Source organism: Devosia oryzisoli (assembly GCF_014837245.1).
In the GTDB taxonomy this organism is placed as follows: domain Bacteria; phylum Pseudomonadota; class Alphaproteobacteria; order Rhizobiales; family Devosiaceae; genus Devosia; species Devosia oryzisoli.
This window is the reverse complement of sequence record NZ_JACYFU010000001.1, coordinates 1062334-1074420: the sequence shown is the minus strand read 5'-3', so window position 1 is coordinate 1074420 and position 12087 is coordinate 1062334. Positions and strand designations below refer to the sequence as shown.

Genomic DNA, 12087 nt, shown 5'->3' with positions numbered 1-12087 from the left:
AGTGGCTTCGGGCCGCTGGGTTCGAAGCGCAAAGAGGAGAGACTTTATGGCGACCACGCTCAAGGGCCCGGGGATATTTCTGGCGCAGTTCGCCGGAGACGCCGCACCGTTCGATACGCTCGACAACATCTGCCGCTGGGCCGCCGGCCTCGGCTACAAGGGCGTTCAGATCCCCACCTGGGTATCGAGCTTCATCGACCTCGAGAAGGCGGCCAACTCCAAGACCTATGCCGACGAGATCAAGGGGATTGTCGGCAGCCACGGTCTCGAGATCACGGAGCTGTCCACGCATCTGCAGGGTCAGTTGGTGGCCGTTCATCCCGCCTACGACACGGCCTTTGATGGCTTCGCTCCGGCGCACCTGCACGGCAACCCCAAGGCGCGCCAGGAGTGGGCGGTCCAGACGCTGAAGAACGCTGCAAAGGCCTCGCAGAACCTCGGGCTCAAGGCACATGCCACCTTCTCGGGCGCGCTTGCGTGGCCGTACGTCTATCCGTGGCCGCAGCGCCCGGCCGGTCTCGTTGAAGAAGCGTTCGATGAGCTAGCCCGCCGCTGGACGCCAATCCTCAATGCATTCGATGAGGCCGGCGTCGACGTCTGCTATGAAATCCATCCCGGCGAAGACCTGCACGACGGCATCTCCTACGAGATGTTCCTCGAGCGCGTGAACAATCATCCGCGCGCCAACCTGCTCTATGATCCGAGCCACTTCGTGCTGCAGCAGCTCGATTACCTGGACTACATCGACATTTACAAGGATCGGATAAAGGCCTTCCATGTGAAGGACGCCGAGTTCAACCCGACAGGCCGGCAGGGCGTCTATGGCGGCTTCCAGTCCTGGGTCAACCGGGCCGGCCGGTTCCGCTCCATCGGCGATGGCCAGGTCGATTTCCCGGCGATCTTTGCCAAGATGGCTGCCAATGACTTCCAGGGCTGGGCCGTGCTGGAATGGGAATGCGCGCTCAAGCACCCGGAAGACGGGGCCCGTGAGGGTGCCGAGCTCATCGAGAGCTATATCATCCGGGTCACCGAGAAGGCCTTCGACGACTTCGCCAGTGGCGGCACCGACCAGGCGGCCAATCGCAAGATGCTGGGCCTGTCGTAAAGGCCCAATTTTCCAGTGCCGTCGTCACCACCCGGCTTGTCCGGGTGGTCCATGGATTGCCCGGACAAGCCGGGCAATGACGATGGGCAGAGAAATCCGCAAGGGAGAGAAAAATGGCTGAAAACGGCGCAAAGCGCATTCGTCTGGGGATGGTTGGCGGTGGCAGCGGGGCGTTTATCGGCTACGTCCACCGCATCGCCTCGCGCATCGATGGCGACTATGACCTGATTGCCGGCGCGCTCTCGTCACGCCCGGAAGTCGCGCAGGAATCGGGTCGCAATCTCGGCCTCGCCGAAGACCGCATCTATACGTCCTACGAGGAGATGGCGCGCGCCGAGGCGGCGCGGCCCGATGGGATCGAGGCGGTGTCGATCGTGACGCCGAACCACATGCACTTCGGCCCGGCCAAGGCGTTTCTCGAAGCGGGCATCCACGTCATCTGCGACAAGCCGATCACGTCCAACCTCGAGGATGCGCGCAAGCTGGCGCAGATCCAGCCCAAGAACGGGGCAAAATTCCTTCTCACCCACAATTACACTGGCTATCCGCTGATCCGGCAGGCCCGTGAATTGGTCGCCTCCGGCGCCCTGGGCAAGATCCGGGTGGTCCAGGCCGAATACGCGCAGGATTGGCTGACCGAGCCCGCGGGCGACGACAACAAGCAGGCGGCCTGGCGCACCGATCCGGCGCGCTCCGGCGCCGGCGGCTGCATCGGCGATATCGGCACGCACGCCTACAATCTTGCCCGCTTCGTCACCGGCCTCAAGACCGAGGCCGTCTCGGCCGACCTGACGGCCTTCGTGCCGGGCCGGCAGCTCGACGACAATGTCCACATCATGTTGCGCTTCGAAGGCGGGGCGAAGGGCATGCTGTGGGCCAGCCAGGTGGCCGTGGGCAAGGAAAACGGCCTGCAGTTGCGCGTCTACGGCGACAAGGCCGGCATCGAGTGGAGCCAGGAAAACCCGAACTACATGTGGTTCACCGAGTTCGGCAAGCCGCGCCAGTTGCTGACGCGAGGCGGATCGATTTCAGTGCCGGCAGCGGCGTCCATGAACGTGCGCATTCCCTCCGGCCACCCCGAGGGCTATCTCGAAGCCTTCGCGACGCTCTACAGCCAGTTCGCTGCCGTCATCCGGGGCGAGGGGGCGGACTACGAGGGCCTGCTGCCGACAATGGCCGATGGTATCGAGGGCATGCAATTCATCACCGCCTCGGTCAAATCGAGCGCCAACGATAGCCGCTGGACACGCTTCGACGAGGTCTAGTCAAAAAGGCCGCCCCCGAGGCGGCCTCATTGCACGCGTTCGCTCGTGTAACCGCGCTTCTCAAGAAGGTGGACGACACTGATGTCGTCCACCAGGTGGCCGGCGCCGACCACGATCAGCGCCTCCTCGTCCCGGGCGAGCATGGTGCTGATCTGGCCGGCCCAGGCCCGGTTCCGGTCATCCACCAGCCGTTGCTTCAAATCGTCACCATAGCCGCCGACTTCGGCCATGAAGAGCTCCCCCAGCGTGTGTGTGCCGGCCAGCCAGGCATCCACCAGCCCGTCCATGCTTTCGGCCGTGTCGTCGATTTCTCCCAGCATCGAGCGCAGCATCTCGACGCCGGCAGTGTCATCGGGTCCCGCCAGGATACCGATCTGGTCTTGCGCTGTTTCGAAAAAGCCCTGACGCTCCGGCGACACTTCCTGCTGCAACTGGACATCAACGCCCGATGCCAGATCGAAGCCGGACCCGGCTGTCGCAGCGGCCGACAGCGTGACCGCAGCGAACCAGGGCCGCATCGCCAGAAGGCTGGCCATTGGCAAGTCGTAACGCGCTGCCAGTTTCCGCACCGACTTGGAGAGGTCCGCAGGCAGGCGATCGGTCAGCAGGATTCCATCGGTCGCCATGCCTGCGCCGAGCGTGGCCGCGAGGATGGCCGGTTGGGCCTCCGGTGCAACAGAGGTCTCGAAGTAGACTTTCTCCGCCTCCGCAAGGATATGGTCGAATGCCGGGGTGCGCCATTCCGTATTCGGCGGCAGGACGTGAACCGAGCCGAAGAGCCAGACCGCGCTGTTGCCATCGCTGACCTTCCACAGGGCAGGGGCGCCTTCGGCGGCGGTGACGCCGCAGAGCAGCGGCAGGGAAAGGGCGAATGCACCGCGCACCGACATCGAAAGCTCCTTGCTGGCCTCGGGCCTAGGCCCCTGAAATGCAAAACGCCGCAATCTCTTGCGGCGTCCACTTCGTGTAGCGATCAAACGGCGTTCAATGCGTCCAGGGCGTTTTCCGGTCCGACCGAAAATTATCCGGATAGCTCACGCGCTTGACGCTGGGTTCGTGCACGGGCTGAACGCTGTAGGGGATGCCGTTGCGCGTCGCGTAGGCCTCCGCTTCCTCCAATGTGGGGAACGAAAGCCGCACCTGCTGCTGCGTGTCTTCGCTGGTGGTGTAGCCCATGAGCGGGTCGATGCCCCGCGCATCGGTCTGTTCGAACACCAGCAGCCACTGCTTGGTCTTGCCCTTGCCCGATTGCATTGCGTTGCGGGCGGGGCGGTAGATACGGGCCGTCATGCACAGTCCTCAACATAGGCAGGGCGATGGTCGGAGTACAAAGATTCGAACTTTGGACCCCCGGTTCCCAAAACCGGTGCTCTACCAGGCTGAGCTACACTCCGAGATCGCATCGTTCAGTTAGCGCGTCCGGGGCGATAGGGCAAGTGTAACCAATCACGTGGAGATGGATTGACGGCGGTGTCGCGCGCCGCCAGAAAACACCCATGTCCGACCTCACCAAAGCCTGGCCGCTGGGGCTGCACCGCAAGAACTGGCCTGACTATCTCGCCTGGCTCATCCTGGCGCTGTTCGTCCTGCTTTTTTTTGACGTTTATGTCTCGCGCTCGCTCCAGGCCTGGCCGGACATCTGGAAGCAGCCATTCGCCTTCGTCACCGATTTCGGCCTTTCCGACTGGGTGCTGATCCCGAGCCTGATCCTGGTCGTGCTGTGCGCCATCGCCGGCCGGCTGCTTGCCCCCGGCCCGTGGCGCCGCGCCAACCATGAACTTCTGCTGGTCTCCAGCTTCATCTTTCTGGGGGTCGGCGTGCCGGGTCTGGCATCGAACCTGCTCAAACGGCTGCTCGGTCGCGGTCGGCCCGCCGAGTTCGATGATTTCGGTGCCTTCAGCTTCCAGCACTTCCTCAACGATTCGACGTTCCAGAGCTTCCCATCCGGCCACTCGACCACGGCAATGGCCTTCTGTTTCGTGGTCGGCTTCCTTGCACCGCGCTTTTTCCGGCTGGTGCTGATCATTGCAATCATGACCGGTGTTTCGCGGGTGGTGATCGGCATGCACTATCCGACGGACGTGGTGGCCGGCTTCGCCCTGGGCATGGTCGGCGCTTACGCAGTGCGCAACTTTTTTGCCGCCCGACGCTGGCTTTTTGCCAGACTGCCGGACGGGCGGGTGCGATTCCGGGGGGTGCCCCACCTTCGCCGGGTCTTCAGCCGATTTCAGCGCGCCGCGCGATAGCGGTCCAAGCCTGCGGAGAGGTCGGCCTTGAGGTCTTCGAGGTCCTCGAAACCGATGTGGACACGGAACAGGTTGCCATCCTCGTGCCATGGCACCGCCGTACGGGCCCTGGTGATCTTCACCGGCAGCAGCAGGCTCTCGTAGCCGCCCCACGAATAGCCCATGCTGAACAGCGTGAGGTGATCGACCAGCGCGGCCACCGCGTCGCGCGGGGCGGGCTCGAGAATGAAGCCGAACAGGCTTCCGGAGCCGGTAAAATCGCGTTTCCACAGCGCGTGGTCAGGATGATCGGGCAGGGCGGGGTGGAGGACCTTCACCACGCCAGGCTGCTGTTGCAGCCAGCGGGCGATGTCCAACGCCCGGGCTTGATGTTCCTTCATGCGAATGGCCAGCGTACGCAATCCCCGCGCCACGAGAAAGGCGTCGTCGCCAGAGGTGAAAAAGCCGAGCAGCGAACGGACGTGCTCGACATCGGCCCAGGCTGCCCCTGTGGTGGAGATGGTGCCGGCGAAGGCGTCTGAATGGCCGACGAACATTTTGGTGCCCGCGTGCACGACGATGTCGGCGCCCAGCTTGAGTGGCTGGCAGAAGAGCGGGCTGGCCCAGCTGTTGTCGACGATGAGGCGGGCGCCTCCCGCATGGGCTGCGGCGGCCAGCGCAGGGATGTCCTGGACTTCGAAGGTGAGGGACCCTGGGCTCTCGGCCAGCACCGCCCGGGTGTTGGACTGCATCAGTTCACTGAGGCCACTCCGGATGCGCGGATCGAAATAGCGCGTGGTCACGCCCATGCGTGTCAGGTAGCCATCGGCGAACTTGCGACCCGGCTCATAGGCACTGTCACTGATCAGCAGGTCATCGCCCGCCTTGAGACAGGACATCAGCGCTACGGTGATGGCGGCGAGTCCCGATGGCACAAGGCGCGTCCGATGCGCGCCTTCCAGTGCGGTGATCACGGCCTCCACGCTCTCGGTCGTGGGGTTGCCGGCGCGGCCATAGAGGAAACGCTGTGACTGCGCCTCGATGTCAGCCAGCGTTTTGAAGAGCACGGTCGACCCTCGGTAGACCGGCGTGTTGACGAAGCCGAACTGCTCCTCCGGGGCGCGCCCGAGATGGGTCAGGATGGTTTCTACGGCGGCATCGGAGCGGGAGGCTGTCATTTTCCGGCTTTGCTCAAAAACGGGTCACACGGCAATTTTGGCTAAAAAAGAGACAGCTTTGCTGTCCCAATGTTCCTTCTGCCCTTGACGCAAGGGTGAATAGAGGTTTGCATGCTTAGCAGCATCGAACCGCCGAACAAAGGTGGAGGTGCTGTCGGGGGCCGTGGGTGCAGTTTCGCGGGCCTCGAGACACAGGGTCAGGAAACAATAAAGGCAATACTCAATGCAAAAAGCGCTCGTTTCGATCGCAATCGCGGCCTCGCTGGGCCTCGGCGCGACCGCTGCTCACGCGGCTATTCTCGATGACGTCAAGGCAAAGGGCTATGTTCAGTGCGGCGTGACTGGCGGCGTGGCCGGCTTCTCCGCCCCCGATTCCAACAACGTCTGGACCGGCATCGAAGTGGATTATTGCCGCGCGCTTGCTGCCGCGATCTTCGATGATGCCGATGCTGTCCGCTTCACGTCGCTGACCAGCCAGGAGCGCTTCACCGCCCTGTCCTCGGGCGAGATCGACGTCCTCTCCCGCACCACCACCTGGACCATGAGCCGCGACACGCAGCTGGGGATCAGCTTTGTCGGCACCATGTTCTATGACGGCCAGGGCTTCATGGTCCGCAAGGCCGACGGCATCGAATCGGCGCTCGACCTGAGCGGCGCGGCCATCTGCATCGAATCCGGCACCACCACGGAATTGAACGCGGCCGACTACTTCGCGGCCAACAACATGGAATTCAATTCCGTGGTGTTCGTGGACCAGGACGAAGTGGTGAAGGCCTATGAAGACGGCCGCTGCGACGTCTACACTACCGACTCCTCGGCCCTGGCCGCCGAACGCTCCAAGTTCGCCAACCCGGACGAGCACATCATCCTGCCCGAAATCATCTCCAAGGAGCCGCTCGGCCCCGTGGTCCGCGCCGGTGATACGCAGTGGTTCAACATCGGTCGCTGGACCTATTTTGCGCTGCTCGAAGCAGAAGAGCTGGGCGTGACCCAGAGCAATGTCGATGAGATGCTGGGCTCGGACAATCCTGCGATCAAGCGTCTGCTCGGCGTGGAAGGCGAGTTCGGAACGCCGCTCGGGCTGACCAACGACTGGGCCTATCGTATCATCAAGCACGTCGGCAACTACGGCGAATCCTATGATCGCAACGTCGGCCCGGATACCCCAATCGGGCTGGAGCGCGGCCTCAATGCGCTCTGGACCAAGGGCGGCATCCAGTACGCTCCGCCGATCCGCTAAGTCTTAAGTCTGTTCCGGCGCTCCTTGTGGGCGCCGGACGCTTTTGATCCCTCGCCTGATCGTACCCTTCCTCCGAGGGGCGCGGCCAAGCGCGGCCATGGGGCAGCACGCATATGACAACACTCGATACGGGGCGCAATGACGCCCCCCGGGTCTCCTTTTTCAACGATCCGGTGATCCGCGGGATCATCTACCAGGTCGTTGTCGCGGTGATCCTGGTGACGTTCATCGCCTGGATCATCCAGAATACGGCCGCCAACCTAGCCGCCCAGAACAAGACCACGGGTTTTGATTTCCTGTGGCGGACCGCTGGTTTCGACATCGGCTTCTCCCTGTTGCCCTGGTCACGGGCGTCGTTCTACTGGGAAGCCTTTCTGGTCGGCATTCTCAATACGCTTCTTGTCGCCGTCATCGGAATCTTCTTTTCGACCATCCTTGGCTTCACCCTGGGTATTGCAAGGCTGAGCTCGAACTTCATCGTGTCTTCGCTGGCCACGGTCTACATCGAGACCATCCGGAATATCCCGCTGCTGCTGCAATTGTTCTTCTGGTATTTTGCGGTGCTCAAGGCGATGCCGGCGGTGCGCGACAGTTTCACGCTGCCCTTCGACTCCTTCATCAACCAGCGTGGCATCTACGTGCCGAGGCCAATCCCAGATGCGCAATTCGGCTGGGTATGGGTCGGGCTCCTCCTCGCCATAATCGGCGTCTTTGCGTTACGCCACTGGGCCCGCAAGCGCCTGGAAGCGACCGGCCAGCGGTTCCCCGTCTTTCTGACGTCAGTCGCACTGCTGTTCGGCGTGACCGCTGCGGTCTGGCTCATCAGTGGCGCCAGCGTTACCTTCGATGTGCCCGAATTGCAGCGCTTTAATTTCCGGGGTGGGGTACAACTGCCGCCTGAATTCGTGGCGCTGGCCTTTGGCCTGACGATCTACACCGCGTCCTTCATCGCCGAAACCGTCCGCGCCGGCATTCTCTCGGTTAATCGCGGGCAGACCGAAGCGGCGCAGTCTCTCGGCCTCAAGGACAGCGACCGGCTGCGGCTCGTCATCGTTCCGCAGGCCATGCGCGTCATTGTCCCGCCGCTGACCAGCCAGTACCTCAACCTCACCAAGAACTCCTCCCTCGGCGCGGCCATCGGTTACGCGGAACTGGTCAACGTGTTCTCCGGCACCGCCCTCAATCAGACCGGTCGCGCCATCGAATGCATCGCCATGACCATGGCGGTCTACCTGACGCTGTCCCTGCTGACCTCGGCGATCATGAACTGGTACAATGCCCGCGTCCGGCTGGTGGAACGGTAGGAGCCGAACATGACAGATATTGGTTTCGTTCGGTCCCATCTCGAGGAAAGCCGCCCCGCCCCGCACCGCACGAGCGGTCCGCTGGCGTGGATGCAAAAGAACCTGTTCGCATCCCCCCTCGATACCGGTCTCACCATCCTGGGCTTGCTGTTCCTCCTCTGGGTGGTGCCGCCGCTGTTCAATTTCTTCATCGGCCACGCCGTCTTTCCCGGCGGGACGGTGGAGGATTGCCGGGCCCTCAACGCCGGCGCGTGCTGGGCCTACATTTATTCGGAGATCGAGTTCTTCATCTACGGGTTCTACGACATTGACCAGTTGTGGCGGCCCAACCTGGTCTTCCTCTTGGGCGCCCTGCTGCTGATCCCGCTCGCCATTCCCAAGGCGCCGTACAAGGGCCTCAACGCGGTCCTGTTCCTCGTGGTCTACCCGATCGTGAGCTATTACCTGCTCGCGGGCGGTGTCTTCGGGCTGCGGGTCATCACCACGGAAAAATGGGGCGGCCTGCTGGTCACGCTGATCCTCTCGGTCATCGGCATCACGCTGTCGTTCCCGCTGGGTGTGATCCTTGCACTCGGACGGCAATCACAGATGCCGGTCATCAAGACGCTGTGCGTGGCGTTCATCGAACTCATCCGGGCCGTGCCGCTGATCACGATCCTCTTCATGGCCTCGATCATGCTGCCGCTGTTCATGCCGCAGGGCACGACGGTGGACAAGTTCCTGCGGGCGCTCGTCGGCGTCACGCTTTTCACCTCGGCCTATATGGCCGAAGTGGTGCGCGGCGGCCTGCAGGCCATTCCGCGGGGCCAGTACGAGGCGGCGGCGGCACTGGGCCTCAATTACTGGCAGCGGATGTTCTTCATCATCCTTCCCCAGGCACTCAAGCACGTCATCCCCGGTATCGTGAACAGTGCCATCGCGCTCTTCAAGGATACATCGCTCGTCTACATCGTCGGCATGAAGGACTTGCTCGAAGCAGTCAAAACCAAGAACGATTCCGCGCTCGAATGGCAGTCGTCCAACACGTCCACCACCGGCTACATCTTTGCGGCCATGGTGTTCTGGGCGTTCTGCTTCGGCATGTCCCGATATTCCATCTTCATGGAACGCCGTCTCAATACCGGCCATAAGAGGTAGCCACCATGTCCCAAGTGATGCAGACCGCCGAAGAGCGGCGGATTGACACCAGCAACATGAAGGTGTCGGACACCGATGTCGCCATCGAGGTCATCGGCATGCACAAGTGGTACGGCGATTTCCACGTGCTGCGCGACATCAACCTCAAGGTGATGCAGGGAGAGCGCATCGTCATTGCCGGGCCTTCGGGGTCGGGCAAGTCGACGCTGATCCGCTGCATCAATCGCCTGGAGGAACACCAGGAAGGCCAGATCATCGTCAACGGCACCGAGTTGACGGCCGACCTCAAACGCATCGACGAGGTGCGACGCGAGGTCGGGATGGTGTTCCAGCACTTTAACCTCTTTCCACACCTGACCATCCTGCAGAACCTGACCCTGGCTCCCATCTGGGTCCGCGGCATCCCCAAGAAGGACGCAGAGGCGACGGCCATGCATTACCTCGAGCGCGTCAAGATCCCGGAACAGGCGAACAAGTTCCCCGGTCAGCTCTCGGGTGGCCAACAGCAGCGCGTGGCGATTGCCCGCTCGCTCTGCATGCAGCCCAAGATCATGCTGTTTGATGAGCCCACCTCGGCACTGGACCCCGAGATGGTCAAGGAAGTGCTCGAGGTGATGATCAGTCTCGCCGAGGAGGGCATGACGATGATCTGCGTGACCCACGAAATGGGTTTTGCGCGCCAGGTCGCGAATCGGGTGATCTTCATGGATCAGGGTCAGATCATCGAGCAGAACGAGCCCGAGGAATTCTTCTCCAACCCGCAGCACGAGCGGACCAAGCTGTTCCTCAGCCAGATCCTGCACTGACTTCATTTATCAGGGGGGCAGGCTTGCATCGGCTTGACCCCCCGAGGCACCCTGCCAATATGCGGCCCCGAACGAAGCGGGATGCCGGTGCATTGAATCACTTGTTCAAAATCGTTCTGGGAATTGTGCTTTCCCTAACCGTCCTGATGGCGTCGTCCTCTGCTCAGACACTGGATGCTGTCAAGGCGCGAGGCTTTCTGGTGTGCGGGTCGAGTACCAGCCTGGCCGGATTTGCCCAGCAGGATGTTGACGGCCGGTGGTCCGGCTTCGACGTCGACATTTGCCGCGGGCTGGCCGCCGCCATCTTCGGCAACCCCGATCTCATAGAGTTTCGCTCGTACCGCGGAGAGGCGCGATTTGCGCCGCTGCAAACGGGTGCGGTAGATGTCCTTGTGCGCAACGGTGCCTGGACCGCTGCGCGGGACATGCGTTACGGGTCGCGCTACGTGACCGCCAGTTTTTTCGATGGTCAGGCTTTTCTGGTGCCGCAGTCGCTGAGCGTCGTTTCCGCCTATGAACTCGATGATGTCAGTATCTGCGTGGTTGACGGGTCCGGGGAATTGCAGGCGTTGGACGACTTCTTTTTCGCCAATCAGACCAGTTTTCGACCCGTTGTCTACGAGGATGTGGCGGACCTCGCCGTTGCCTATCGTGCCGGCTTTTGCCAGGTGGTATCGGCGTCCGGAAGGGTGCTCCAGGCGCTGCGCCGGGAACTGCCCGACCCGTCGCAACAGCGCATTCTCCCGGAGCGTATCTCCAAAGAGATTCTTGGTCCCGTGGTTCGCGAGGGCGACGACGAATGGTTCAACATCGTGCGCTGGACCATTTTCTCTCTGATCACCGCCGAGGAAGTGGGTGTCACCAGTCTCAACATCGATTCCCTGGCGGCGACTCGGTCACCCATAGTTCGCCGTCTGCTCGGAGTGGAAGGTGACTTTGGGAAAGCATTGGGTTTACGGGCGACTTTCATGAGCGACGCGATCCGGGCAGTCGGAAACTACGCGGAGCTTTACGACCGGCACTTCGGCCCACAGACGGGTGCGGCGATGCTGCGGGGACAAAATGCGCTGTGGAGCAATGGTGGATTGCTCTACGCGCCGCCCATCAACTAGGCGAAGAGCAGGCTGACGCGGCGGTTCTGCTTGCCCTTCTTCTCGATTTTCCCCAGGGCGAGGGGGCCGATCTCGCCGGTGCGCGCCACGTGCGTGCCACCGCATGGTTGCAGGTCCACCTCGCCGATGCGGACCAGTCGTACCCGTCCCTGACCCATCGGGGGCTTCACCTTCATGGTCTTGATCAGGTCGGCATTAGCGAGCATCTCGTCATCGCTGATCCACTCCGATGTTACCGGACTGTCACCGTTGACCATCGCATTGAGCTGCAGTTCGAGATTCTGGAGGTCATCGGGCACCTCCGGCATGTCGAAATCGAGTCGGCCCTTGTCCTCTCCGATAGAGCCGCCCGTCACCGGAAAGGGGAAAACCACCGACAGCAGATGCAGAGCCGTGTGCATGCGCATGAGGCGATGGCGCCGGTGCCAGTCGATTTTGGCGGTCACCACGTCGCCGACTTTTGGTTGCGGTTGGCCCTCTTCAGGCACATGAAGAATCTGCGTCTTGTCCCCGTCCGGATGCACCGCAGTCGCCACTGCGATGGCAGTTCCGTCCGGCAGAACCAGACGACCAGTGTCGCCTGGCTGGCCACCGGAAGTCGCATAGAAAATTGTTCGATCCAGAACAATGGCGCCCCTATCCGCGATGCCGGTGATGGTTGCGTTGATCTCGCGCCGATAGGCGTCCTCACGAAAAACGAATTCGGTCATTGGCA

Annotated in this window: 12 protein-coding genes and 1 tRNA gene; 8 read left to right on the top strand and 5 right to left on the bottom strand. The window is 62.3% G+C overall.

The genetic code is table 11. The features are described from left to right. The first annotated feature begins 46 nt into the window (after window positions 1-46). Together IC608_RS05385 and IC608_RS05380 are read left to right on the top strand one after the other, a co-directional pair. Window positions 47-1105, top strand: coding sequence for a sugar phosphate isomerase/epimerase family protein (locus IC608_RS05385; RefSeq protein ID WP_191773300.1), 1059 nt, complete (start codon window positions 47-49; stop codon window positions 1103-1105). Between the two features lie 113 nt (window positions 1106-1218). Beyond that, window positions 1219-2370: a Gfo/Idh/MocA family protein gene (locus IC608_RS05380; RefSeq protein ID WP_191773298.1), complete on the top strand. Its 1152-nt coding sequence runs from the start codon at window positions 1219-1221 to the stop codon at window positions 2368-2370. Window positions 2371-2396: 26 nt separating this feature from the next. Here IC608_RS05380 and IC608_RS05375 read toward each other — a convergent pair whose 3' ends face one another. The 3 genes from IC608_RS05375 to IC608_RS05365 form a co-directional block, all read right to left on the bottom strand. After that, window positions 2397-3260, bottom strand: a complete 864-nt coding sequence (locus IC608_RS05375) for a TraB/GumN family protein (protein ID WP_191773296.1) — start codon at window positions 3258-3260, stop codon at window positions 2397-2399. Between the two features lie 94 nt (window positions 3261-3354). After that, entirely contained in the window at window positions 3355-3660 is a 306-nt protein-coding gene (locus IC608_RS05370; protein ID WP_191773294.1) for an ETC complex I subunit, read from the bottom strand. 27 nt (window positions 3661-3687) lie between these two features. Beyond that, a tRNA-Pro gene (locus IC608_RS05365) sits at window positions 3688-3764 on the bottom strand. 102 nt (window positions 3765-3866) lie between these two features. Here IC608_RS05365 and IC608_RS05360 point away from each other — a divergent pair. Then, the gene (locus IC608_RS05360; protein ID WP_191773293.1) at window positions 3867-4616 is read left to right on the top strand and encodes a phosphatase PAP2 family protein; all 750 of its coding nucleotides are present in this window, start codon (window positions 3867-3869) and stop codon (window positions 4614-4616) included. Here the strand turns inward: IC608_RS05360 and metC are convergent. After that, window positions 4598-5773 carry a cystathionine beta-lyase gene (gene metC, locus IC608_RS05355; protein ID WP_191773291.1) on the bottom strand — a complete coding sequence of 392 codons (1176 nt, stop codon included), beginning with the start codon at window positions 5771-5773 and terminating at the stop codon, window positions 4598-4600. The genes IC608_RS05360 and metC overlap by 19 nt on opposite strands. Window positions 5774-5996: 223 nt before the next feature. On the opposite strand from metC, the gene IC608_RS05350 reads away from it, so the two are divergent. The 5 genes from IC608_RS05350 to IC608_RS05330 all read left to right on the top strand — a co-directional run bounded on the left by IC608_RS05350 (window position 5997) and on the right by IC608_RS05330 (window position 11372). Next, complete coding sequence (locus IC608_RS05350; RefSeq protein WP_191773289.1) at window positions 5997-7013, top strand: amino acid ABC transporter substrate-binding protein; 1017 nt, start codon at window positions 5997-5999, stop codon at window positions 7011-7013. Window positions 7014-7126: 113 nt separating this feature from the next. Continuing rightward, window positions 7127-8317, top strand: coding sequence for an amino acid ABC transporter permease (locus IC608_RS05345; RefSeq protein WP_191773288.1), 1191 nt, complete (start codon window positions 7127-7129; stop codon window positions 8315-8317). A 9-nt stretch (window positions 8318-8326) separates the two neighbouring features. Beyond that, a complete protein-coding gene (locus IC608_RS05340; protein WP_191773287.1) occupies window positions 8327-9454 on the top strand; it encodes an amino acid ABC transporter permease in 1128 nt (375 codons plus the stop codon). Window positions 9455-9459: 5 nt separating this feature from the next. After that, entirely contained in the window at window positions 9460-10260 is an 801-nt protein-coding gene (locus IC608_RS05335) for an amino acid ABC transporter ATP-binding protein (RefSeq protein ID WP_210316207.1), read from the top strand. A gap of 23 nt (window positions 10261-10283) precedes the next feature. Beyond that, window positions 10284-11372, top strand: a complete 1089-nt coding sequence (locus IC608_RS05330) for a transporter substrate-binding domain-containing protein (protein WP_210316206.1) — start codon at window positions 10284-10286, stop codon at window positions 11370-11372. Here the strand turns inward: IC608_RS05330 and IC608_RS05325 are convergent. Continuing rightward, on the bottom strand, window positions 11369-12082 hold the full coding sequence (locus tag IC608_RS05325; protein ID WP_191773285.1) for an alanyl-tRNA editing protein: 714 nt from the start codon (window positions 12080-12082) through the stop codon (window positions 11369-11371). The two genes, IC608_RS05330 and IC608_RS05325, sit on opposite strands and share 4 nt — an antisense overlap. Between the last annotated feature and the right edge of the window lie 5 nt (window positions 12083-12087).

Bases quoted from the DNA above. Each gene is read 5' to 3' on its own strand.
- IC608_RS05335 (WP_210316207.1), top strand. From the start codon at position 9,460: ATGTCCCAAGTGATGCAGACCGCCGAAGAGCGGCGGATTGACACCAGC.
- IC608_RS05370 (WP_191773294.1), bottom strand. From the start codon at position 3,660: ATGACGGCCCGTATCTACCGCCCCGCCCGCAACGCAATGCAATCGGGC.
- metC (WP_191773291.1), bottom strand. From the start codon at position 5,773: ATGACAGCCTCCCGCTCCGATGCCGCCGTAGAAACCATCCTGACCCAT.
- IC608_RS05350 (WP_191773289.1), top strand. From the start codon at position 5,997: ATGCAAAAAGCGCTCGTTTCGATCGCAATCGCGGCCTCGCTGGGCCTC.
- IC608_RS05340 (WP_191773287.1), top strand. From the start codon at position 8,327: ATGACAGATATTGGTTTCGTTCGGTCCCATCTCGAGGAAAGCCGCCCC.
- IC608_RS05345 (WP_191773288.1), top strand. From the start codon at position 7,127: ATGACAACACTCGATACGGGGCGCAATGACGCCCCCCGGGTCTCCTTT.
- IC608_RS05325 (WP_191773285.1), bottom strand. From the start codon at position 12,082: ATGACCGAATTCGTTTTTCGTGAGGACGCCTATCGGCGCGAGATCAAC.
- IC608_RS05380 (WP_191773298.1), top strand. From the start codon at position 1,219: ATGGCTGAAAACGGCGCAAAGCGCATTCGTCTGGGGATGGTTGGCGGT.
- IC608_RS05375 (WP_191773296.1), bottom strand. From the start codon at position 3,260: ATGTCGGTGCGCGGTGCATTCGCCCTTTCCCTGCCGCTGCTCTGCGGC.
- IC608_RS05385 (WP_191773300.1), top strand. From the start codon at position 47: ATGGCGACCACGCTCAAGGGCCCGGGGATATTTCTGGCGCAGTTCGCC.
- IC608_RS05360 (WP_191773293.1), top strand. From the start codon at position 3,867: ATGTCCGACCTCACCAAAGCCTGGCCGCTGGGGCTGCACCGCAAGAAC.